16 protein-coding genes, 1 tRNA gene and 1 pseudogene are annotated in these 21,868 nt (G+C 72.0%); 14 read left to right on the forward strand and 4 right to left on the reverse strand.

Features of this window, described 5'->3' with window-relative positions; translation table 11 throughout:
- The first annotated feature begins 266 nt into the window (after positions 1 to 266).
- From DWV08_RS04010 to DWV08_RS04035, 6 genes and pseudogenes are all read left to right on the forward strand, one after another.
- Positions 267 to 1,241: a TatD family hydrolase gene (locus tag DWV08_RS04010; protein ID WP_162801491.1), complete on the forward strand. Its 975-nt coding sequence runs from the start codon at positions 267 to 269 to the stop codon at positions 1,239 to 1,241.
- On the forward strand, positions 1,238 to 2,116 hold the full coding sequence (gene rsmA / locus DWV08_RS04015) for a 16S rRNA (adenine(1518)-N(6)/adenine(1519)-N(6))-dimethyltransferase RsmA (RefSeq protein ID WP_115412626.1): 879 nt from the start codon (positions 1,238 to 1,240) through the stop codon (positions 2,114 to 2,116). Before DWV08_RS04010 ends, rsmA begins: the two co-directional genes overlap by 4 nt.
- Positions 2,116 to 3,042, forward strand: coding sequence for a 4-(cytidine 5'-diphospho)-2-C-methyl-D-erythritol kinase (locus DWV08_RS04020; RefSeq protein ID WP_115412627.1), 927 nt, complete (start codon positions 2,116 to 2,118; stop codon positions 3,040 to 3,042). The genes rsmA and DWV08_RS04020 overlap by 1 nt, the downstream gene beginning before the upstream one ends.
- A 442-nt stretch (positions 3,043 to 3,484) precedes the next feature.
- Positions 3,485 to 3,664 (forward strand): annotated as a pseudogene (locus DWV08_RS17405) (DUF6318 family protein); the annotation flags it as partial.
- A gap of 541 nt (positions 3,665 to 4,205) precedes the next feature.
- Complete coding sequence (locus DWV08_RS17030; RefSeq protein WP_241237447.1) at positions 4,206 to 4,898, forward strand: hypothetical protein; 693 nt, start codon at positions 4,206 to 4,208, stop codon at positions 4,896 to 4,898.
- Between the two features lie 231 nt (positions 4,899 to 5,129).
- Positions 5,130 to 7,046 carry an HNH endonuclease signature motif containing protein gene (locus DWV08_RS04035; protein ID WP_244923661.1) on the forward strand — a complete coding sequence of 639 codons (1,917 nt, stop codon included), beginning with the start codon at positions 5,130 to 5,132 and terminating at the stop codon, positions 7,044 to 7,046.
- A gap of 73 nt (positions 7,047 to 7,119) precedes the next feature.
- Here the strand turns inward: DWV08_RS04035 and DWV08_RS04040 are convergent, their stop codons facing one another.
- The 3 genes from DWV08_RS04040 to DWV08_RS04050 all read right to left on the reverse strand — a co-directional run bounded on the left by DWV08_RS04040 (position 7,120) and on the right by DWV08_RS04050 (position 10,545).
- Complete coding sequence (locus tag DWV08_RS04040) at positions 7,120 to 9,036, reverse strand: ABC-F family ATP-binding cassette domain-containing protein (RefSeq protein ID WP_115412628.1); 1,917 nt, start codon at positions 9,034 to 9,036, stop codon at positions 7,120 to 7,122.
- Positions 9,037 to 9,269: 233 nt separating this feature from the next.
- Positions 9,270 to 9,803, reverse strand: coding sequence for a MarR family winged helix-turn-helix transcriptional regulator (locus DWV08_RS04045; protein ID WP_115412629.1), 534 nt, complete (start codon positions 9,801 to 9,803; stop codon positions 9,270 to 9,272).
- A 133-nt stretch (positions 9,804 to 9,936) separates the two neighbouring features.
- Positions 9,937 to 10,545 (reverse strand): TetR/AcrR family transcriptional regulator, encoded by a 609-nt coding sequence (locus DWV08_RS04050; RefSeq protein ID WP_241237445.1) that lies wholly within the window; start codon positions 10,543 to 10,545, stop codon positions 9,937 to 9,939.
- A 278-nt stretch (positions 10,546 to 10,823) separates the two neighbouring features.
- On the opposite strand from DWV08_RS04050, the gene DWV08_RS04055 reads away from it, so the two are divergent.
- The 3 genes from DWV08_RS04055 to DWV08_RS04065 all read left to right on the forward strand — a co-directional run bounded on the left by DWV08_RS04055 (position 10,824) and on the right by DWV08_RS04065 (position 13,477).
- Positions 10,824 to 10,895, forward strand: a tRNA-Gln gene (locus DWV08_RS04055).
- Between the two features lie 96 nt (positions 10,896 to 10,991).
- Entirely contained in the window at positions 10,992 to 12,500 is a 1,509-nt protein-coding gene (glmU, locus tag DWV08_RS04060) for a bifunctional UDP-N-acetylglucosamine diphosphorylase/glucosamine-1-phosphate N-acetyltransferase GlmU (protein WP_115412631.1), read from the forward strand.
- On the forward strand, positions 12,497 to 13,477 hold the full coding sequence (locus DWV08_RS04065; RefSeq protein WP_115412632.1) for a ribose-phosphate diphosphokinase: 981 nt from the start codon (positions 12,497 to 12,499) through the stop codon (positions 13,475 to 13,477). Before glmU ends, DWV08_RS04065 begins: the two co-directional genes overlap by 4 nt.
- 106 nt (positions 13,478 to 13,583) lie before the next feature.
- On the opposite strand, the gene DWV08_RS04070 is transcribed toward DWV08_RS04065, so the two are convergent.
- Complete coding sequence (locus tag DWV08_RS04070) at positions 13,584 to 14,150, reverse strand: hypothetical protein (RefSeq protein WP_241237444.1); 567 nt, start codon at positions 14,148 to 14,150, stop codon at positions 13,584 to 13,586.
- A 474-nt stretch (positions 14,151 to 14,624) separates the two neighbouring features.
- Here DWV08_RS04070 and DWV08_RS04080 point away from each other — a divergent pair, with 474 nt between their 5' ends.
- The 5 genes from DWV08_RS04080 to eno all read left to right on the forward strand — a co-directional run bounded on the left by DWV08_RS04080 (position 14,625) and on the right by eno (position 21,868).
- A complete protein-coding gene (locus DWV08_RS04080; protein ID WP_115412633.1) occupies positions 14,625 to 15,242 on the forward strand; it encodes a 50S ribosomal protein L25/general stress protein Ctc in 618 nt (205 codons plus the stop codon).
- A gap of 221 nt (positions 15,243 to 15,463) precedes the next feature.
- Entirely contained in the window at positions 15,464 to 16,078 is a 615-nt protein-coding gene (gene pth / locus DWV08_RS04085; RefSeq protein ID WP_115412634.1) for an aminoacyl-tRNA hydrolase, read from the forward strand.
- Positions 16,075 to 19,686 carry a transcription-repair coupling factor gene (mfd, locus tag DWV08_RS04090; RefSeq protein ID WP_115412635.1) on the forward strand — a complete coding sequence of 1,204 codons (3,612 nt, stop codon included), beginning with the start codon at positions 16,075 to 16,077 and terminating at the stop codon, positions 19,684 to 19,686. Before pth ends, mfd begins: the two co-directional genes overlap by 4 nt.
- Before the next feature lie 9 nt (positions 19,687 to 19,695).
- Positions 19,696 to 20,517, forward strand: coding sequence for a MazG nucleotide pyrophosphohydrolase domain-containing protein (locus DWV08_RS04095; RefSeq protein WP_241237443.1), 822 nt, complete (start codon positions 19,696 to 19,698; stop codon positions 20,515 to 20,517).
- A 67-nt stretch (positions 20,518 to 20,584) separates the two neighbouring features.
- Complete coding sequence (gene eno, locus DWV08_RS04100; RefSeq protein WP_115412636.1) at positions 20,585 to 21,868, forward strand: phosphopyruvate hydratase; 1,284 nt, start codon at positions 20,585 to 20,587, stop codon at positions 21,866 to 21,868.

Raw genomic sequence — 21,868 nt, forward strand, 5'->3', positions numbered from 1 at the left:
GGCATCCGCCCGAGCAGCGACCCGGACCCGGTCCTGCGGGATCGGGGCGCTCGGGTGCACGAATGGACGCGCAACGACGCCCTATCCTGCCACATCTCGCCGTCTCCCGCCTCCCTGCAGGTGGTGAGCTAGCACACCGCGCGGCGTCGGGCGGTGGGCGCGGAGGCTGCGTGGCGGAGGTGGGAGGCGGTGCCGCCGCGGTCACGGCACGGTCCCGGTCCGCCCGGACGGTCCGGCGCGCCCGTCGGCCCTCCTACGATGGTCGCATGCCGTCACCGCACGAGACCCCCACCGGCCCTGCCGCGCCCGCGCCGGTGCGCGACCGCGAGGCCATCGACCCGCGCGGCGCGAAGCGCGACCGCTCCTGGCCGCCCGCGCCCGCGCCCCTGCCCGCCCCGGTGATCGACAACCACTGCCACCTCGACTTCGCCGACGGCGACGAGCAGCTCACCGTGCACGACCACGTGCAGCGAGCGGCCGCCGCGGGCATCGACGGCCAGATCACCATCGGCTCGGACCTCGAGGCGGTGCGATGGACCGCCGCCCTGCTGGCCTCCGAGGACTGCCCGCCCTCGCTGCGCGGCGGCGTCGCCGTGCACCCCAACGAGGCGGCGCTGCACGCCCGCGGGAAGGACCACGAGGGGCGGGAGCTGGTGAGCCTGGAAGACGCGATCGCCGAGGTCTCCGCGCTGCTGCGCGGCCCCCGCATGGCGGTGGTGGGGGAGACTGGCCTGGACTGGTTCCGCACCTCGCGCAAGGACGAGCAGGCCCGCACCGCGCAGATCGAGTCGTTCCGGGCGCACATCGCGCTGGCGAAGGAGCTCGGCCTGCCGCTGCAGATCCACGACCGCGACGCGCACCGCGACGTGCTCGAGGTGCTCGAGGCGGACGGCGCCCCGGAGCGCACCGTCTTCCACTGCTTCTCCGGGGACGCGGAGTTCGCCCGCGCCTGTGCGGACCGCGGCTGGTACCTCTCCTTCGCCGGCACCGTCACCTTCAAGAACGCCGTCGCTCTGCGGGAGGCGCTCGCCGAAGTGGGACTCAAGCGGGTGATGGTGGAGACCGACGCGCCGTTCCTCACCCCGGTGCCGTACAGGGGCAGGCCCAACTCCTCCTACCTGATCCCGCTCACGATGGCGACGATCGCGGAGGTGACCGGCACCTCCCTGGAGCAGGCCTGCCGCACGATCCGCCGCACCACGGTGGACGTGTACGACTGGCCCGAGGGCGCGGCCGCATGACCGCCTACGGCGCCGGGATGCTGCTCACCGCACGGGACATCCGCGAGCTCTCCGAGGCCGCGGGCATCCGGCCCTCCAAGCAGCGCGGGCAGAACTTCGTGGTGGATCCCAACACGGTGCGCACGATCGTGGCCCGGGCCGGCGTGGAGGCCGGGCAGCCGGTGCTGGAGGTCGGCCCCGGCCTCGGCTCGCTCACCCTGGGCCTGCTCGAGGCAGGGGCGGACGTGGCCGCAGTGGAGCTGGACCGGGGCCTCGCCGAGCTGCTGCCGCTCACCCTCCGCGCCCGCGGCGTGGAGGAAGACCGCTTCCGCCTCGTGCACGCCGATGCGCTCCACGTCGCCGAGCTGCCCGCGCTGCCGCGCTCCGGGACGCCGACGATGCTGGTCGCGAACCTTCCCTACAACGTGGCCACCCCGATCCTGCTCACGATCCTGGAGCGCTTCGAGGAGATCCGCTCCGCCGTGGTGATGGTGCAGTCCGAGGTGGTGGACCGCCTCACGGCCGGCCCCGGCTCGCGCACCTACGGCGGGCCCAGCGTGAAAGCGGCCTGGTACGGGCGGGCCGTGCACGCCGGCAAGATCTCCCGTCACATCTTCTGGCCGGTCCCGAACGTCGACTCCGCGCTGGTCGAGCTGGTGCGCCACGAGGAGCCGCTGGGCACCGCGGCGGAGCGCGAGGAAGTCTTCGCGGTGATCGACGCCGCCTTCGCCCAGCGGCGCAAGACCCTGCGCGCCGCGCTCGCCGGCTGGGCCGGGAGCGCCGCCCGCGCCGAGCAGGTGCTGCGTGCCGCGGGGGTGGAGCCCGGAGCCCGCGGGGAGACCCTCGAGATCGAGTCCTTCCGGGCGATCGCCCGGGCGCGGGGAGAGGTCGGCTGATGGCGGCCGGTCTGCAGCGGGTGGTGGTGCGCGCCCCGGGGAAGGTCAACCTGTCCCTGCGCGTCGGCGCCGTGGACCACCGCGGCTACCACGCACTCGCCACCGTCTTCCAGGCCGTGGATCTGTACGAGACGCTCACCGCGGTGCGGGCCGATGAGCTGAGCCTGGCGATGGACTCCGAGGTGCCCGGCGCGGTGCCTCTGGATGCCACCAACCTCGCGCTGCGCGCCGCGGAGCTCCTGCGCGCGGAGGCGGGCGTGGGAGACGGCGCCGCCCTGCACATCCACAAGCAGGTGCCGGTGGCTGGGGGGATGGCGGGCGGCTCGGCCGACGCCGCCGCCGCGCTCGTCGCGCTGGATCGGCTGTGGGGCCTGGACCTGGGATCCGAGCGCCTGCGACAGCTCGGGGCACGGCTGGGGGCCGACGTCCCCTTCGCCATGCTCGGGCACACGGCGCTGGGTCTGGGCAACGGCGCCGAGCTCACCACCGTGCTGACCCACGGAGACTGGACGTGGCTGCTCGCCGTCCCCGGCGGGCATCTGTCCACGCCGGAGGTGTTCCGGCGCTTCGACGAGATCGCCGAGGCGACCGGACGGACGCCGGCCCGGCAGCCCTCGGTCGATGAGCGGCAGCTCCAGGCGCTCAGCAGCGGGAACCTCGACCTGCTGGCCGACACGATGCAGAACGACCTCCAGGCGGCTGCGTTCGCCCTGCACCCCGGGCTGGAGCCCGTGGTGGAGGCGGCGGAGCGACTCGGCGCGCCGGCCGCCGTGGTGAGCGGCTCCGGGCCGACGATCGCGGTGCTCGTGGAGGACGAGGCGCAGGCACGGTCGATCGCGGCCGGTCTGATGGGGGCGTCGCTGGTAGAATCCTGCCTGGTGGCGCGCGGCTCCGCACCCGGAGCGAGCGTGCTCGAGGCGGAGTAGCCGACGCCACGGACCGGCGGTGGGCCGGTGAGATGGGTCCGCCGCGGTGCGGGACGGGCGGTCCGCTCGGTTCATCCACAATGCGTGGAACGAGTGGAACCGGGCGGTGATCCTGGTTACGTTGGTCGCTCACTGGCCCTTCCCAGGAGATTCACACGATGGTGTCACCTCGAGCCGGTGCTCTGACGCTCGCCGCCCTTCTCGCTCTCGGTCTCACCTCGTGCGGTGATGGCTCTCAGCCGGTGACCACGCCGCCTCCCACGATCGACATCGAACAGCCCAGCGACGGCGGGGGCGCGAGTGATGGTGGCGACGGGAGCGACGGCTCCGATGCGAGTGACGGCGGGGGAGAGGGCGGCTCGAACGCCGCAGCACAGATCCCGGCCCCGGACCCGGCGGACTACGCCGGGATGGACGAGGAGACGCCCGAGGGGGGGCGGAGCAGGCGTTTAGGTACTACTGGGCGGTTCTGGTGTGGGCGCATCAGACTGGTGAGATGTCTGCGCTTCGCGAACTGTATTCCGCTCAATGCATCCACTGTGCTGAGTTTGTTGAGGAGATCGAGGAGCTCTCTCGCTCGGACGACCTCTGGGGGCCGTCGAGATTGAAAGCCACTCATTAGACACTCACAAAGACAGCATGTCGTTTGATGAGATGGTCCGGTTCGAATTTACGTTGTGGGATGGTGTCGAGACTTCAGGTGGCAGTGGTGAGGATCCTGTGACGTATCGATCGACGGGCGGAATGATCTGGTCGGATGGTGCATGACAGGTGGACGAGCTGTCGATTCTGGATGTCGAGGATATCTAGTGAGCAGGGCATTGAGACTCGGGGCAATCGCAGCAATTACATGCGGCGGTCTTGCCCTCTCTGGCACTGCATTGGCGGCGCCACAGATAGGTGGCAAATGCGATGGGGAAAACGAGACCTGTAGAACCACCTCCTCGGATGACCGGACTCTCGTTGATTATTGGGAGCCCACAAGGAGTCGCCCAAGTGGAACCGTCGTCAACTATCCGCCACCCCCTCGCTACATTACTAGCCTGGTGAGAACGAGGGAGGATCTTGCCGGGTGTGATGAGAGTGCGTCAGGACTAGTCTGCGGCGCGGATCGCGATACCTGTGAGTCCAATGGGTATCAGGTCCTTGTCCACGATGTTGACGTGGCGCGGCAGGTGGCGCTGGGCGGCGATGCCGGTGCGCCAGAAGGCGGGGTCAACTTCCGTGTCGATCAGCTGGACACGAAGACCAGCGAGACGAAAGAGCTTGGGTATACATGCGGAGTGCCCGGGGAGGAGGCTCTTTCGCCTGTCGCGGCGCCCGAAGTGATCACTGTGATGCAGTCTGACTTCGCCGAACTTCCGGTGGCTCCGTTACAGGCCAATGCCGGTCCCGCAAGGGGGTGGGTCCCGGTGAACATGGAGGTCGTGCTTTACGTCAGCGCTGACGAGCAGATCGTCGAGGCGACGCTGCTGGACACTCCCGTGAGCATTCGTGCGATCCCTGTCGAGTATCACTGGGATCTGGGTGATGGCAACACGATCAGCACGGACAAATCCGGAGATTCGTACCCCAGCTTGGAGGTCGCGGGAATGTACCGGTATGAGGGCTGGTATGACGTGATGCTCACGACCACCTTCATCGGGCAGTTCTCGGTCGATGGAGGTGCGTGGCAGGACATCGACGGTTCTATCGAGGTGGTATCCGATCCGGTGGAGATCTTCTCCAAGTCGCTCGAGTCCAGACTTGTCGATGCTGATACGCCCGTCGACGAGGAAGAAGATCCGTGGGTGCCTCAGTGCACGGGGGAGACCGAAGATCCGCTCGATCCCGAGGCGAGCCACCGCGAGATCTGATCATCGCCGGCGCCATGTGATGCAACACTTTGTCGTGTCGCCCGGCTGTGGCGTTCTAGGGGCGGCTGCGTCAGACCGACCCGAGCCGAGGGGTATGGCACAAGGCCCATCTTCTACGCGCAACGCCGACTTCTCCTCCACACCACGACGTTATCCACAATTCGAACCTACTTGCGAGTACTGGCGACCAAAGCCTTCAGTTCGTCGAACTACTGTGCGAAAATGGTGCGCATGGACGACGAACTGCACGGCACGGATGGCGAAGGGACCGGAGGCGGGAACGCCTCCGGTCAGCGTCCGTCCGCGCGTGCAGGATCCTCGAGGTCCGCCTCCACCCCTGATGCCGAGGCGAATACTCGTGTGGGTCGGGGTCTTGCACCGGAGCAGTCCCTCATAGCCGGCGAGGAAGTGCTCCGGATCGGCGACGTCGATGTGACCGCCGCTCGCGCCGCTCTCGCGCAGCTCGGTGCCGCCGGATCGCCGGAGCTGGAGAACTTCACCCCGTCGGAGACGATCGCACTCCTCTCCCGCCTGCAGGAGCTCACCGGTGCAGTCGCTGCCGTGCAGGCGCGAGCGCTCGTCCACCTGGAAGCTGCGGTCAAGGAGGACAGCATCCGCCAGGGGGAGGCACCTCGGCGGGCGCACAAGATCGCCCGCTCCGAGGCGTCCATGGCGATGAAGCAGTCGAAGTCCTGCACCGGACAGTCGATGGCCTCCTGCCGTCGGCTCGTGCACTCCATGCCCGGGCTGCTCGGCGCCCTCGCCCACGGGCGCACCGTCGCGGCGTCGATGCACCAGGTGGGCCGCACGATGAGTCCGGCGACGCCCGAGCAGCGCGCGCTGGTCGACGAGATCCTCACCGCCCATCTGTCCCACCTCGAAGGATGCGGCCCCCAGGAGTGGGGGAGCGAGGCGGAACGCGTGCTGCACGCTCTCGATCCGGAGGGCGCTGCCGAGCGCCACCGGCTCGCGAAGAAGGAGCGCAGCGTCACCGTGCGCCGCGGCGAGCACGGGATGTGCACGCTCACCGCACGCCTCACCGGCCTGGACGGTGCTCGTATCCGCAAAGGGCTCTCGATCGCCGCGGAGAAGGCACGGGCACACGGCGATCGGCGCGGCCACCAGCAGATCATGGCTGATCTGTTCGCCGACGCACTCATCGGGCGGGGCGAGGGCATCGACCCCTCCACGCTCGAGGTCGGGGTGATCATCACCGATCGCTCGCTGCTCGTCCCGGGCCACGCCGATGCCGCCACCGTCGAGGGGTACGGCGCCGTGCCCTACGAGCACATCCGTGAGGTGATGGAAGAGTCTCTTCGCTCCGCGGAGGAGGACCCCGAGCTCGCCATCACCCTACGACGCCTCTTCACCGACGAGCAGGACGGCCAGCTCATCGCCGCCGAGTCCCGTGCCCGGGCATTCCCGCCGGCCCTCGCCCGCTTCCTCCGCATCGCCCACCAGACCTGCCGCGCACCGTACTGCGACGCCGCCATCCGTCAGAACGACCACATCACCCCCTGGGCGGACGGCGGTGCCACCTCCCTGTACAACGGGAACGGCCTCTGCGCCGCGGACAACCAGAAAGAGGAGTCTGGCGAGAGCACCAGAATCGTGCGGGACGAGGACGGGAATCGTCGCACCGTCGAGTGGACCAGCCGCTACGGGCAGAAGGCGCGACGGCGGGGCATCAACCTCGACCCCCTCGGCACTGGGGCACGACTGCTCGACCAGGAACGCCGACGTCAACGGGGCGCAGCCCACGAGGCCGACCGAGGCATCGAGAACGGCACGGACGAGAACGCACCCGCCCCGCCAGGATCAGACGACAGGCCGTCTACTCCGGCACCGCCGCGACCTGCCGCGCCCGCGCCGGAGGGACCGATAGCACCGGAGCCACCAGAGGCGCATGCCTCCGACACGATCGAGGAGCGCCCGTCGGCTCACGACGCATCGGCCGAGCGGGGAGGTGCGACCGCTCATCCCGAGACCGCGAGCATGGAACGTGCCGTCGCGGCGACCATCCCCGGGATCCTCGCGCCCCCGGCCCGGCACGAGACCGGCGGTAGGTCAAGCCGCGAGCGGTGCCGGCCATGGTGGATGCGCGCCGACATGGTGGTGGTCCGGCCGATGGCACCGGCTCGCGGGTGAGGACACAGTCGCTGTCGCCGCCTGACGCCACCGCACTACGGCCCGGGCCGCGCCGGACTCAGCCCGGCCCTGCTCACCCCAGCAGTTCGGACAGCTCCAGCCAGCGCTCCTCGAGACTCTCGATCTCGCCCTCGACCTCCCGCAGCTCTGCCGTGATCTCGGCCAGCCCCACGTAGTCCGACTGATCGTGCTCGGCGAGCTTCGTGTGCAGCGCTCCCGTCTGCCGCTCGAGCTTCTGCATGCGCCGCTCCACCGCGCCGAGCTCCTTCTGCGCCGCATGGGACTCCGCCCCGGTCAGCGCGGGGCCGCCGTCGGCCGACGACTCCGCGCCGCCCGCGCCGGTCGCCGACGCAGCCCCCGCACCCGCGGAGGTCGCGCCCGCGGCCCCGGACGGAGACCCCGCACCCGCGGAGCGGGACCCGGAGCCCGCGCCCCCGCGGCCACCACCGGTGCCGCCGACGTCTCCACCGCCGGAGCCGCGCCCGGCACCGTCGGCGCGCAGCGCCAGGTACTGCTCCACACCGCCGGGCACGTGCCGCACAGTCCCGTCGAGCACCGCGTACTGGATGTCGGTGACCCGTTCCAGCAGGTAGCGGTCGTGGGAGACCACCAGCAGCGGGCCGGGCCAGGTGTCCAGCAGATCCTCCATCGCCGCGAGCATGTCCGTGTCCATGTCGTTCGTCGGCTCGTCCAGCACCAGCACGTTCGGCTCGTCCAGCAGCGTCAGCAGCAGGTCCAGCCGACGCTGCTGACCGCCGGAGAGCGCGCCCACCCGCACCTTCTGATGCGCCGTGGTGAACCCGAGCCGCTCCAGCAGCTGCCCCGGCGTGACTTCGTCCTTCCCGGCGCGGAACGTGGTGCGGTAGCGACCCACCACGTCGCTCACCCGCGACTCCAGGTGCTCCTGCAGACCCTCGAGACGCTGCGTCACCTGCCGCACCGTCACCGTCTTGCCCTTCTTCACGCGGCCCGCCTGCGGCTCCAGATCTCCGGTGATCAGGCCCAGCAGCGTCGACTTCCCCGCCCCGTTCGGGCCCAGGATCCCGATCCTGTCCGCCGGGCCGATGTGCACGGTGACGTCCCGCAGCACGGTGGTGTCGCCGTAGCCGGCCTCCACGTCGAGCACGTCGATCACGTCCCGGCCCAGGCGGGAGGTGGCCAGCTGCGTCAGCGCCACCGAGTCGCGCACCGGCGGCTCGCCCGCGATCAGCTCGTTCGCGGCATCGATCCGGAACTTCGGCTTCGAGGTGCGGGCCGGGGCGCCGCGTCGCAGCCACGCCAGCTCCTTGCGCATCAAGTTCTGCCGCTTCGCCTCGACCGCCGCCGCCTGCCGGTCGCGCTCCACCCGCTGCAGCACGTACGCGGCGTAGCCGCCCTCGAACGGCTCCACGAGCCCGTCGTGCACCTCCCACATGCGGGTGCACACCGCGTCGAGGAACCAGCGGTCGTGGGTGATGACCACCAGGCCGCCGTCCTTCGCGCCCCAGCGCCGGCGCAGGTGCTCGGCGAGCCAAGCGATGCCCTCGACGTCGAGATGGTTCGTCGGCTCGTCCAGCAGCAGCACGTCCCAGTCGCCCACCAGCAGCTCCGCCAGGTGCACGCGCCGCAGCTGGCCGCCGGAGAGATCCGTGAGCGGCGACTCCAGGTCGATGCCGTCCAGCAGGCCCGAGAGCACGTCCCGGATCCGCGGGTCGGAGGCCCACTCGAACTCGGGCCGGTCGCCCACCACGCGCAGGCGCACCGTGGTCTCCGCCGTCGCCTCGTCCTGCTGCTTCAGCACGCCCACCCGCACGCCGCCGCGCACCGTGACACGGCCGTCGTCCGGCTCCTGCAGGCGGGCCAGCAGCCGCAGCAGCGTCGACTTGCCGTCGCCGTTGCGCCCCACCACGCCGATGCGGTCGCCCTCATCGATGCCGACGGTGACGCTGTCGAGCAGCACGCGATCGGGGAGCGCGACGTGGAGGGACTGGGTGCCGAGCAGATGTGCCATGCGAAGTGGACCTCAGAAGACGGGAACAGGGGGGGAGGACGAGAAGGGGACGGTGGGGGCGGGAGCGGCAGGGGCGGGAGTGGTGGGAACGAGGGACGGGGCGGGAGCGGAGGGCGACGTGCCACCGCGGACGGGCCGAACCGCGGGTCGAGCCGCGGGCGGAGCGCCGACGCGGGGACGGCCGCACGAGGAGCGAACGTCGGCGCCGCCCGGCCGCGCCGTGCGCCGACGGGTCACCGTTGGGGCGGTTCCTCCGCCTCGAAGGTGAGCAGCAGGGTGCGCAGCGCGTCGGCGAGGGCATTGCGGTCCATCGGGGGCAGGGGCTCCAGCAGCTCCCGTTCGGCCTCCAGCAGGGTCTCCATCGCGGCGTCCACCCGGGCCACCCCGTCGGGGCGCAGCCGCACCTCGACCGCGCGGCCGTCGCGCGGGCTGCGGTTCTTGCTCACCAGTCCGCGCGCCACCAGCTTGTCGATCCTCGTGGTCATCGTGCCGCTGGTCACGAGCGTCTCCCGCATCAGCGCCCCGGGGGAGAGGGCGTCGTCCCCGCTGCGGCGCAGCGCCGAGAGCATGTCGAACTCCCAGCCCTCGAGCCCGGCGTCGGCGAAGGCCTCGCGCCGGGCGCTCTCGAGGAACCGGGCCATCCGCGAGATGCGCGAGAACACCGACAGCGGCGCGACGTCCAGGTCGGCGCGGGCGCGGCGCCAGCCGTGGACGATGCGATCGACCTCGTCGAGGCGCGGGGCGGCGTCGTCCGGTGTGGTGGGCATGGGTCGAGTCTAGGTGCAGGCCCCTGCTCATCGTGCGCGCGCGCTGTTGCCCGACGTGCGCGGGTTCCCGCTCGGCGTGCGCCGGCTCCCGCTCGCCGTGCGCAACCCCGCGCCCGTCGCCTGCGGCCCGTTCTCAGCCGCCGGTGCTCTCGCGCAGGGCAGGCTTCTTCTCCAGCGCGCCGAGGCCGAACCAGGAGAGGTTCACCATCCGTGCGGCCACGACCTCCTTCGCGGGCTTGCGCGTCTCGAGCCACCACTGACCGGTGTACGCCACCATCCCCACCAGCATCTGGGCGTACAGCGCCGCATCCTTCGGCGGGTAGCGGTGCAGCCGCAGCTGGGTGGCGAGGATCTCCTCGACCCGCCGTGCCACGTCGGTGAGCAGGGAGGAGAAGGTGCCGATCGAGTGGCTGACGGGGGAGTCCCGCACCAGGATCCGGAAGCCGTCCTCGTTCTCGTCGATGTAGGAGAGGAACGCCAGCGCCGCCCGCTCCATGAGCACCCGGGGATGGGCACGCTGCTCCTCGAGGGACGTCTCGAGCGCGGCCAGCAGGGTGGAGACCTCGCGGTCCACCACCACCGCGTACAGGCCCTCCTTGCCGCCGAAGTGCTCGTAGACGACGGGCTTGGAGACCTTCGCGCGTGCCGCGATCTCCTCGACCGTGGTCATGTCGAAGCCCTTCTCCGCGAACAGGCGCCGGCCCACGGTCAGCAGCTGCTCGCGCCGCTCCTTCCCGGACATGCGCGTGGATCGACCGCGAGGGGCTTCCGTCTCCGCCATGTCGGGAGTCTCCCACACCGGCGCTCCCGGGTGACCGGCGGGTCACCGTCCCGCGGCGCGGGGCACCGGGCCGCGGGGGAGCCGAGGGTGCGGGGCCGACCGCGGGGGAGCGTCCCGCGGCCGACGGGACGGTCCGCAGGGCACTGTCCAGTGACGATAGGATCGGCGCGCGCCCGCGGCGCCGCCGACCCTGCCGTCGCCTCCGAGCGCACGGCCGTCGACCGGCCGGGCGGGCGCGGTCCGCCATGGTGTAATCGGCAACACCTCAGATTTTGGTTCTGAAGTTTCAGGTTCGAGTCCTGATGGCGGAACGCCCGTGGGACGCTCGGTCGTGCACGGGCCAGTCCCCCGGACGGACGCGGCCGCGCCGCACGCCCAACCGTCGACGATCCCGAGGAGCCCCAGACGTGGGAATCGATGAGACCACCGCCCCCGCCGCCGTGATCGTCCTGGCCGCCGGTGCCGGGACGCGCATGAAGTCCCGCAGACCGAAGGTCCTCCACGAGATCGGCGGGCGCTCCCTGCTCGTGCACGCGGTGACGGCCGCGGAGGGCACCGGCCCCTCCGAGCTGGTGGTGGTGCTGCGTCACGAGCGCGAGAGGGTCGCCGAGCACCTTGCCGAGCACGCCGCCGAGGTCACCGTCGCCGATCAGGACGAGATCCCCGGCACCGGGCGCGCCGTGCAGTGCGGCCTCGAGAAGGTCGCCGCGAACGAGGGCACGGTGCTGGTCACCTACGGCGACGTGCCGCTGCTGGACCCCGCGACGCTGCGCGAGCTGGTCTCCTCCCACGAGGGCGCCGGCGCCGCTGTCACCGTGCTCAGCGCCCGCGTGCCCGACCCCACCGGCTACGGCCGCATCCTGCGCAGCGAGGACGGCAGCGAGGTGCTCGGCATCGTCGAGCACAAGGACGCCGACGAGACACAGCGCGGCATCGACGAGATCAACTCCGGCATCTACGCCTTCGACCTCGCGGTGCTCCGCGACGCCCTCGGGCGCCTCACCACCGACAACGCGCAGGGCGAGATGTACCTCACCGACGTGCTCGGCATCGCGCGGGCGGACGGCCGCTCCGTCCGTGCCGTGGTCACCGAGGACGTGATGATGGTCGAGGGCGTCAACGACCGCGTGCAGCTCGCCCAGCTCGGCGCCGAGATGAACCGCCGCATCCTCGAGCGGCACATGCGCGCCGGCGTCACCGTCGTGGACCCCTCGACCACGTGGATCGACGCGGACGTCACCATCGCGCAGGACGCCGTGATCCTCCCCGGCGTGCAGCTCCACGGCGCGACCGACATCGGCGCGGAGGCCGTGATCGGCCCGGACACCACCCTGCGGGACACCGAGGTGGGCGCCGGGGCCGAGGTGGTCCGCTCCCACGCCCTGCTGGCCGTGGTGGGCGCCGGGGCGACCGTGGGCCCGTTCTCCTACCTCCGAGCCGGCACGGACCTCGGGGCGCGCGGCAAGATCGGCGGCTTCGTGGAGACCAAGAACGCACGCCTCGGCGAGGGTGCGAAGGTGCCCCACCTCAGCTACGTGGGCGATGCCGAGATCGGCGAGGGCACCAACATCGGCGCCGGCACCATCGTCGCGAACTACGACGGGGTCGAGAAGCACCGCACCACCGTGGGGCGGCACGTGCGCGTCGGCTCCGACAACGTGCTGGTGGCGCCGGTCACCATCGGGGACGGCGCCGCCACCGGCGCCGGCACCACGGTGCGCCGGGACGTGCCCGCCGGAGCGCTCGGGGTCAACGCCGTCTCGCAGCGGAACATGGAAGGATGGACCCTGCGACGCCGTGCGGGGACGCCGGCCGAGGCCGCCGCGCGCGCGGCCCTTGGCGCCGACGAGGACCCCGCGACCAGCACGCCTGCAGGAACTGCCGCCGACGAGCACAAGGAGCACGAGCAGCGATGAGCGGAATCGTCACCACCGGGGAGAAGCGCCTGGTCCTCGCATCGGGGAGGTCGCACCCGGTCCTCGCCCAGGAGGTCGCGGCCGAGCTCGGCGTCGAGGTCCTGCCGATGGACGCCTGGGACTTCGCCAACGGCGAGATCTACGTGCGCTACGGCGAGTCCGTGCGCGGCACGGACGTGTTCGTGCTCCAGTCGCACCCGGCGCCCATCAACACCTGGGTGATGGAGCACCTCATCATGATCGACGCGCTCAAGCGCGCCTCCGCCAAGCGCATCACCGCGATCGCTCCGAGCTTCCCCTACGCGCGGCAGGACAAGAAGCACCGCGGCCGCGAGCCGATCTCGGCCCGCCTGATGGCGGACCTGTACGAGACCGCCGGCGCGGACCGCATGATCTCCGTGGACCTGCACGCCCCCCAGGTGCAGGGCTATTTCGACCGGCCCGTCGACCACCTGATGGCGCTGCCCATCCTGGCGGACTACATCCAGAACCAGTACGGCCATGAGGACATCGCCGTGGTCTCCCCGGACGCCGGCCGGATCCGCGTGGCCGAGCAGTGGGCGAAGAAGCTCGGCGGCGTGAACCTCGCCTTCATCCACAAGTCCCGCGATCCCAAGCGGCCCAACCAGGCCGTCGCCAAGCGTGTGATCGGCGACGTCGCGGGGAAGACCTGCATCCTGGTGGACGACATGATCGACACCGCCGGCACCATCGTGCAGGCGGCGGATGCCCTCGTCGCCAACGGCGCGGACTCGGTGGTCATCGCGACCACCCACCCGATCCTCTCGGACCCGGCCACGGAGCGGCTCAAGGCCAGCGCCGTGCGCGAGGTGGTGTGCACCAACACCCTCCCGGTCCCGCCGGAGAAGCAGTTCGACCGCCTCACCCAGCTCTCCATCGCGCCGCTGCTGGCCCGTGCGATCCGGGCCGTCTTCGACGACGGGTCCGTGACCAGCATCTTCGACGGCGAGGTCTGAGCCGGCCCCGCACCGTCGCAGGCCTGCGTCCTCACCGGGCGGCCGACGCGGAGCGACCCCGCACCCTCTCGGGTGCGGGGTCGCTCTCTCGTGCGGGGAGGACCGGTCAGATCAGGAAGCGGTTGCCCTTGACCAGCCGGCTCCACGGCCGGCCGAGGCCCACGTGGTTGCCGGCGGCGAGGCCCGCCATCGCGATCACCACCACGGCCATCAGCAGGTGGGTGTCGTAGAGCGGGTTGGTGGACATCGGGAACGCGGCCAGGTACATGAGCACGTACATCGCCGCCGCGGAGACGGCCGCTGCGCGGGTGCCGATCCCGAGCATGAACGCCACGCCCACGCCGAGCAGGCCCAGCATGAACAGCACGTCCGTGAGCGGGTTGATGGAGAGGAAGAACTCCCAGGCCGGGGCGAAGGGGTTCCCGCCCTCGATGGAGCCGCCGAGGAAGCCGGTGGTGGGGGAGCCGCCGTTCAGCCATGCGCGCTCCGTCGGGGTGGCGAAGCCGAGGCCGAAGGTCTTGTCGAGGAACGCCCACAGGAAGGTGAAGCCCACCATCACCCGGACGATCCCGAGAACGGTGAACCCCCAGCCCTGCGCGGCGGTGCCGGCGGCGGAGCTTTCCGCCGCGGCGGCGGTGGTGGTGACGGGGGTGGAGGAGGCGGCAGCAGTCACGGCGAGTGCCTTTCAGAGGGTCCGAGGGGACTCTCGGACGGGTTGTTGTGACATGAACAGAATAGGGGTCCCGAGGGCCTGTCCAGCGGGGACCAAGGTCACTGAATCTGCGCTCTGACCTGCAGGGACGTAGGTCCCGACGGGAGTGAGCTCCGGTCTTTCGCGGGCCGGTCGTCGGAAGGGCGGCGGGCGGACCATGGGCGGACCGCGTGCGGGGCAGCGCGCGTGCGGGGCCGGATCCGCGCGCCCCGGGACGGGGACCCGTGCCGGGCCGGCGGATGCCGCCGTGCGGCGCCCCTCACCTGTAGGGCGCCCCGTCGGCGGGTGCGTGCTAGTCTCACCGGGTCACTTCGGCGAGGGAGCGGGCCCAGGCCCCTCCGTGATCGACGCGGTGCGGAAGCTCGGGAGCGTGCGCTCCCCGTGCCCCGTGGCGTCGCTCATCGTCGAGCACACCGCATCCACGAGGAGCACACCATGGCTGACAAGCTGAACGTCGAGCTGCGCGAGGACTTCGGCAAGGGCGCGTCCCGCCGTCTCCGCGCCGAGAACCGCATCCCCGCCGTCCTGTACGGACACGGCGAGGCCCCCCTCCACCTCTCCCTGCCCGGGCACGAGACCGCGCTGGCGGCCCGTAACCCCAACGCCCTGCTCGAGCTGCAGCTCGCCGACGGCAGCTCGCACCTGGCCCTGATCAAGGAGATCCAGCGCCACCCGCTCAAGCGCTCCCTGAACCACCTCGACCTGATCATCGTCCGCAAGGGCGAGAAGGTCGAGGTCGACATCCCCGTCGTCATCGACGGCGAGCCCGTCTCCCCGGCGATCGCCATGGTCGATCTCCAGGCCCTCACCCTCTCGGTGGACGCGCTGCACGTCCCGGAGCAGATCGAGATCTCCGTCGAGGGCGCCGAGGACGGCTACCAGCTGTTCGCCGGCGACGTGACCCTCCCGAAGGACGCCGAGCTCGTCACCGACGCCGAGATCCTGGTGGTCTCCGTGAGCATCCCGCGCGTCGAGGAGGAGCCGGAGGACGAGGCCGCCGAGGGCGAGGAGTCCGAGAGCGAGTCCGCCGAGGAGTCCGCCGAGCAGGAGTGATCCCCGGGGGCGGAGCGGTCGGCGCCACGGCGCCCCCGCTCCCGCTCCGTTGCTCACATCCCACGGTCCGGGGCGTCGCGCGGTGCGCGGCGCCCCGGTACTGTGTCCGAGGTCGTGCGGTCCGGCCACGCCCTCCCGGGAGGGTTGCGCACCGTTCGGCACACCGCCGCGCCGCCGCCCGGCACCGGCGCGGCGCCCGGCAGCAGCGAGGAGCAGCACCCATGACCGCGAGCGGACCCCGCCTCGGCCCCCATCTGGTGGTGGGGCTCGGCAATCCCGGCCCGAAGTACGCCGCCACCCGCCACAACGTGGGCCACATGGTGCTCGACCACATCGCCGACGCCGCCGGGGCCCGCTTCGCCGCCGCGCGTCGCGCCCAGGCCGTGGTGGTCGAGGGGCGGCTGGGCCTGCCCGGCGCCGATCAGCGCGTGATCCTGGCCAAGACCACCACCTACATGAACGTCTCGGGCGGCCCGGTGAAGGCGCTCGCGGCCTACTACGACATCCCGCCCGAGCGGATCGTGGCGGTGCACGACGAGGTGGACATCCCCTTCGACACGGTGCGCCTCAAGCTCGGTGGCGGCGAGGGCGGGCACAACGGCCTGCGCGACATCACCAAGGCGCTCGGCACCAAGGACTACCTGCGGGTGCGGGTGGGCGTGGGCCGGCCCCCCGGCGGCCGTGACACCGCCGATCACGTGCTCGCCCCGTTCAGCACCGCCGAGCGGCGCGCGCTCGACCTCCTCGTCGCCGATGCCGCCGACGCCGTGGAGTCCCTCGTCCTCGAGGGCCTCACGGCCGCCCAGCAGCGTTTCCACTCCCGAGAGACCCGATGACCGCACAGAGCGCAGCCCCTCGCCCCACCACCGCCACGGCGCCGCTGGCGCCGCTGCTGGACCAGCTCGCCGCCGGGCGCGACCTCACCGCGGCCCGTGCCCTGGTCGACGAGGGGGCGCAGAGCGGGGAGGGCGGCAGCATCGTCGCGGCGACGGGGCTGTTCCCCTTCCTCGTCGCGGACCTCGCCCGTCGCGCCACCCCCGAGCAGCCCCTCGTGGTGGTCACCGCCACCACCCGCGCCGCGGAGGATCTCCGTGCGGCGCTGTCCGCGCTCGTGGGCACCGCGCACGTGGCCGAGCTGCCCGCCTGGGAGACGCTCCCGCACGAGCGGCTCTCGCCCCGCGCGGACACCGTCGCCAAGCGCCTGTCCACCCTGCGCCGCATCGCGCATCCGGAGACCGAGGATCCGGTGCACGTGGTGCTGATGCCCGTGCGGTCCCTGCTGCAGCCGATCGCGACAGGCCTGGGCGACCTGCGCCCCGTGCGCGCCGCGGTGGGGGAGACCTACCCGCTCGAGGATCTCGAGCGCGACCTCGTCGATGCGGCCTACGTGCGCGTGGACATGGTGGAGAAGCGCGGCGAGTTCGCGGTGCGCGGCGGCATCCTCGACGTCTTCCCGCCCACGGAGCCGCACCCCGTGCGCGTGGACCTGTTCGGCGACGAGGTGGACGACGTCCGCTACTTCTCCGTCGCCGATCAGCGCTCCCTCGACCCCGCCCCGCGGGGCCTGGACGCCCCGCCGTGCCGCGAGATCCTGCTCACGCCCGAGGTGCGCGAGCGGGCCCGCGCCCGCGCCGAGGAGCTGCCCGGCGTGCGCGACCTGCTGCTGCGGATCGCCGATGGGATCGCCGCCGACGGCATGGAGTCCCTCAGCCCGGTGCTGGTGGACGGTATGGAGCAGGTGGCCGACGTGCTGCCCGCCGGCGCCCGCTTCCTGGTGCTGGACCCCGAGAAGGCCCGCGCCCGGGCCGACGAGCTGGTCGCCACCACGGACGAGTTCCTCGCCGCCGCGTGGTCCAGCGCCGCCGCCGGCGGCGGTCTCCCGATCGACGTCGGCGCCGCCAGCTTCGTGCCGCTGTCCGAGGCCAAGGGGCACGCCCGCGAGGGCGGCCGCGCCTGGTTCACCCTGGCCGCCTTCGGCCTGGACACCGACGTGGACCTCACCACCTCCTCCACCACCCACCCCGGCTACTCCGGCAAGCCCGGGGACGCCGCCAGGGACCTCGAGCGCCGCCGCACCGAGGGATGGTCCGTGCTCGCCACCATGGTGGGCCCCGGCGGCGCCCGCCACGTCGCCGAGACCCTCCGCGAGGAGGGCCTGCCCGCCGTGTACGGCCCCGACCTCGCGGAGCCGATCGGCCCCGGCGAGGCCGTGGTCACCGTCGGCCCCTTCGCCGAGGGCCTGATCGTCGAGGACCTGAGGCTGGTCCTCGCCGCGGAGCGCGACCTCACCGGCAAGTCCGGGGCCCGTCGCGGCGAGGAGCGGAAGATGCCCTCCCGCCGCCGCAACGTGGTGGACCCGCTGCAGCTGCGCCCGGGCGACCACGTCGTCCACTCCCACCACGGCGTGGGCCGCTTCGTGGAGATGACCAGCCGCGCCGTGGGCACCGGCGCCAAGCGCACCACCCGCGAGTACCTCGTCATCGAGTACGCCCCCTCGAAGAAGGGACAGCCGGGGGACCGCCTCTACGTGCCCAGCGATCAGCTGGACCAGGTCACCAAGTACGTCGGCGGCGAGGAGCCCAGCGTCAACCGCATGGGCGGCGCCGACTGGGCGAAGACCAAGTCCCGGGCCCGCAAGGCGATCCGGGAGATCGCCGACGAGCTGGTGCGCCTGTACTCGGCGCGGCAGTCCGCGCCGGGGCGCGCCTTCGGCCCGGACACCCCTTGGCAGCGGGAGCTCGAGGACGCCTTCGAGTTCGTCGAGACCCCGGACCAGCTCTCCACCATCGACGATGTCAAGGCGGACATGGAGAAGTCCGTCCCGATGGACCGTCTGATCCTCGGCGACGTGGGCTACGGCAAGACCGAGATCGCGGTGCGCGCCGCGTTCAAGGCCGTGCAGGACGGCACCCAGGTGGCCGTGCTCGCCCCCACCACGCTGCTCGCCCAGCAGCACCTCGACACCTTCTCCGAGCGCTTCACCGGCTTCCCGGTCACGGTGAAGGGGCTGTCCCGCTTCCAGAGCCCGGCGGAGTCCACCGCCACGATCAAGGGCCTCGCGGACGGCTCCGTGGACGTGGTGATCGGCACCCACCGCCTGCTCACCGGCAACGTGCGCTTCAAGGAGCTCGGGCTGCTGATCGTCGACGAGGAGCAGCGCTTCGGCGTCGAGCACAAGGAGACCCTCAAGGCCCTGCGCACGAACGTGGACGTGCTGTCGATGTCCGCCACCCCGATCCCGCGCACCCTCGAGATGGCGGTGACCGGCATCCGGGAGATGTCGATCCTCGCCACCCCGCCGGAGGAGCGCCACCCGGTGCTCACCTACGTCGGGGCCCAGGAGGACAAGCAGGTCACCGCCGCGATCCGGCGCGAGCTGCTGCGCGAGGGGCAGGTGTTCTACATCCACAACCGGGTGGAGGACATCGACCGGGTCGCCGCGCACCTGCGCGAGCTGGTGCCCGATGCGCGCGTGGCCGTCGCCCACGGCAAGATGAACGAGCACCAGCTCGAGCGGGTGATCGTGGACTTCTGGGAGCGGGACTTCGACGTGCTGGTGTGCACCACCATCGTCGAGACCGGCCTGGACATCGCCAACGCCAACACCCTGATCGTCGAGAACGCGGACAGGTTCGGCCTCTCCCAGCTGCACCAGCTGCGCGGCCGCGTGGGCCGCTCCAGCGAGCGCGCCTACGCCTACTTCCTCTACAACGCGTCCAAGCCGCTCACCGAGCTCGCGCACGACCGGCTCACCACCCTCGCCACCAACACGGACCTCGGCGCCGGCATGCAAGTGGCCATGAAGGACCTCGAGATCCGCGGCGCCGGCAACCTGCTGGGCGGGGAGCAGTCCGGGCACATCGCCGGGGTGGGCTTCGACCTCTACGTGCGGATGGTGGGGGAGGCCGTGGCGGCCTTCCGCGGCGAGTCCACCGCGCCGGAGAAGGAGATCCGGGTGGAGCTGCCGCTGGACGCCCACGTCCCGCACGACTACATCGGCTCCGAACGGCTGCGCCTGGAGGCGTACTCGAAGCTCTCCGCGGTGCGCGAGGCCTCCGAGATCGCGCAGATCCGGGCCGAGCTCGCGGACCGCTACGGCGCCCCGCCGGCGCCGGTGGAGGTGCTGCTGGACGTGGCCCGCTTCCGCTTGGACGCCCGCGCGGCCGGGGTCGACGAGGTGCAGGCCCAGGGCAAGATGATCCGCTTCGCGCACGTGGAGGTGCCGGACTCCGCCGCGATGCGGATGAAGCGACTGTACCCGGGCACGGTGCTCAAGCCCGCCACCCGCCAGGTGCTGGTGCCCCGGCCGATGACCTCCCGCTTCGGCGGCACCGAGCTGCGCGACCACGACCTGCTGGAGTGGGCGCGCGAGGTGCTGCGCGTGCTGGTCCCCGCCGCGGCGGAGCAGATCTCCGCGCCCACGGTGGAGGGCTCGGCGCAGTAGGGTCGGCGCGTGAGCGACTCCACCGACGCGCCGAAGCCCGCGCGAGAGCCTGCGCCGAAGCCCGAGCCCGCCGGTGCCCCGCGCGGCGCCGCCCTGGTGCGCGCCGTCGAGGTGATGGAGGCGCTGCGGGGCCCCGACGGGGACGCCTGGACCCACCAGCAGACCCACGCCTCGCTCGCCCGTTACCTCCTCGAGGAGACCCACGAGGTGCTCGAGGTGATCGACGACCCCGCCGGGCACGGTCCCGGAGCCCTCGCCGACGAGCTCGGCGACCTGCTCTTCCAGATCCTGTTCCACGCCCGGGTGGGCCAGGAGCAGGAGCCCGCGTGGGACGTCGACGACGTGGCCCTCGCTTTCGTCGCCAAGATGGAGCGCCGCAACCCGCACGTCTTCGCCGAGCGTGCCGAGGAGGCGCTCGAGGACCCGTCGGACGTCGAGCAGATCATCGCCCAGTGGCACGCCGTCAAGGCCGCCGAGCGCGCCGCGGCCGGCGCCCGCGAGAAGGGTTGGCTGGAGGGGATCCCCGCCGCGCTGCCCGCGCTGCAGAGGGCCGCCAAGGCCGTGCACCGCGCCCGCTCCGCGGGCCGGCTCGCCGAGCTGCTGGAGGCGGCCGACGGGGCCTGCGGCGACGAGGACGCCGAGGACTGGGGCGGTGATGTGGGCCGCGCGCTGCTGGACCTCGTGGTCGCCGCGGAGTCCCGCGACGTGGACCCCGAGTCCGCGCTGCGCGCCCTGCTGGCGAGGACCGGGAGCCGACTGGGGCCCGCGGCACGGGGCGGGGAGGATCCCGAGGCGGGGACCGGGGACCGCACCGCAGGGGCCACCGCCTAGACTGGCCCGCGGACGGTCAGCGCCGACCGGACGATTCGAACTTCATCACCGAAGGAAGGAACAGCCCATGGCAGCTCTGATCGATGCCGTTCACGCCCGCGAGATCCTCGATTCCCGCGGCAACCCCACCGTCGAGGTGGAGATCCTGCTCAGCGACGACACGGTCGCCCGCGCCGCCGTGCCCTCCGGCGCCTCCACCGGCCAGTTCGAGGCCGTCGAGCGCCGCGACGGCGACAAGGGCCGCTACCTCGGCAAGGGCGTGCTCGACGCGGTCAACGCCGTGGTCGCGGACATCCAGCCGGCGATCCTGGGCATGGACGTCCAGGAGCAGCGCGCGATCGACGCCGCGATGATCGCGCTCGACGGCACCGCCAACAAGGGGACCGTGGGCGCCAACGCGATCCTCGGCGTCTCCCTGGCCGTGGCCCGCGCCGCCGCGGACTCCGCGGGCGTGCCGCTCTACCAGTACGTCGGCGGCCCGAACGCCCACGTCCTGCCCGTGCCGATGATGAACATCCTCAACGGCGGCTCGCACGCGGACTCCAACGTCGACATCCAGGAGTTCATGATCGCCCCGATCGGCGCGGAGACCTTCTCCGAGGCGATGCGCGTGGGCGCCGAGGTGTACCACGCGCTGAAGGCCGTGCTCAAGGAGCGGGGTCTGGCCACCGGACTCGGCGACGAGGGCGGCTTCGCCCCGAACCTCGAGTCCAACCGCGCCGCGCTGGACCTGATCGTCGAGGCCATCGGCCGCGCCGGCTTCGAGGCCGGGAAGGACGTCGCGCTCGCCCTCGACGTCGCCGCCTCCGAGTTCTTCGAGAACGGCGCCTACACCTTCGAGGGGGCGCAGAAGACCGCCGCCGAGATGGTCGACTACTACGCCGAGCTGGTCGACGCCTACCCGCTGGTCTCCATCGAGGACCCGCTGGATGAGGAGGACTGGGACGGCTGGAAGGCCATCACCGAGCGTCTCGGCGCGAAGACCCAGCTGGTGGGCGACGACCTGTTCGTCACCAACCCCGAGCGCCTGGGCCGCGGCATCGCCGAGGGCGCGGGCAACGCGCTGCTGGTGAAGGTCAACCAGATCGGCTCGCTCTCCGAGACCCTCGACGCCGTGGATCTCGCGCACCGCGCGGGCTTCAAGGCCATGATGTCCCACCGCTCCGGCGAGACCGAGGACACCACCATCGCGGATCTGTCCGTGGCCACCAACTGCGGCCAGATCAAGTCCGGCGCCCCGGCCCGCGGCGAGCGCGTGGCGAAGTACAACCAGCTGCTGCGCATCGAGGAGGAGCTGGGGGAGGCCGCCCGCTACGCGGGCGCGTCGGCGTTCCCCCGCTACGCCTCCTGA

This window comes from Brachybacterium saurashtrense, from assembly GCF_003355475.1.
Classification (GTDB): domain Bacteria; phylum Actinomycetota; class Actinomycetes; order Actinomycetales; family Dermabacteraceae; genus Brachybacterium; species Brachybacterium saurashtrense.

What these genes read in the sequence shown, in the direction of transcription:
- DWV08_RS04010 (WP_162801491.1), top strand. Translation starts at nt 267, where the DNA reads ATGCCGTCACCGCACGAGACCCCCACCGGCCCTGCCGCGCCCGCGCCG.
- rsmA (WP_115412626.1), top strand. Translation starts at nt 1,238, where the DNA reads ATGACCGCCTACGGCGCCGGGATGCTGCTCACCGCACGGGACATCCGC.
- DWV08_RS04020 (WP_115412627.1), top strand. Translation starts at nt 2,116, where the DNA reads ATGGCGGCCGGTCTGCAGCGGGTGGTGGTGCGCGCCCCGGGGAAGGTC.
- DWV08_RS04035 (WP_244923661.1), top strand. Translation starts at nt 5,130, where the DNA reads ATGGACGACGAACTGCACGGCACGGATGGCGAAGGGACCGGAGGCGGG.
- DWV08_RS04040 (WP_115412628.1), bottom strand. Translation starts at nt 9,036, where the DNA reads ATGGCACATCTGCTCGGCACCCAGTCCCTCCACGTCGCGCTCCCCGAT.
- DWV08_RS04045 (WP_115412629.1), bottom strand. Translation starts at nt 9,803, where the DNA reads ATGCCCACCACACCGGACGACGCCGCCCCGCGCCTCGACGAGGTCGAT.
- DWV08_RS04050 (WP_241237445.1), bottom strand. Translation starts at nt 10,545, where the DNA reads ATGTCCGGGAAGGAGCGGCGCGAGCAGCTGCTGACCGTGGGCCGGCGC.
- DWV08_RS04065 (WP_115412632.1), top strand. Translation starts at nt 12,497, where the DNA reads ATGAGCGGAATCGTCACCACCGGGGAGAAGCGCCTGGTCCTCGCATCG.
- DWV08_RS04080 (WP_115412633.1), top strand. Translation starts at nt 14,625, where the DNA reads ATGGCTGACAAGCTGAACGTCGAGCTGCGCGAGGACTTCGGCAAGGGC.
- pth (WP_115412634.1), top strand. Translation starts at nt 15,464, where the DNA reads ATGACCGCGAGCGGACCCCGCCTCGGCCCCCATCTGGTGGTGGGGCTC.
- mfd (WP_115412635.1), top strand. Translation starts at nt 16,075, where the DNA reads ATGACCGCACAGAGCGCAGCCCCTCGCCCCACCACCGCCACGGCGCCG.
- eno (WP_115412636.1), top strand. Translation starts at nt 20,585, where the DNA reads ATGGCAGCTCTGATCGATGCCGTTCACGCCCGCGAGATCCTCGATTCC.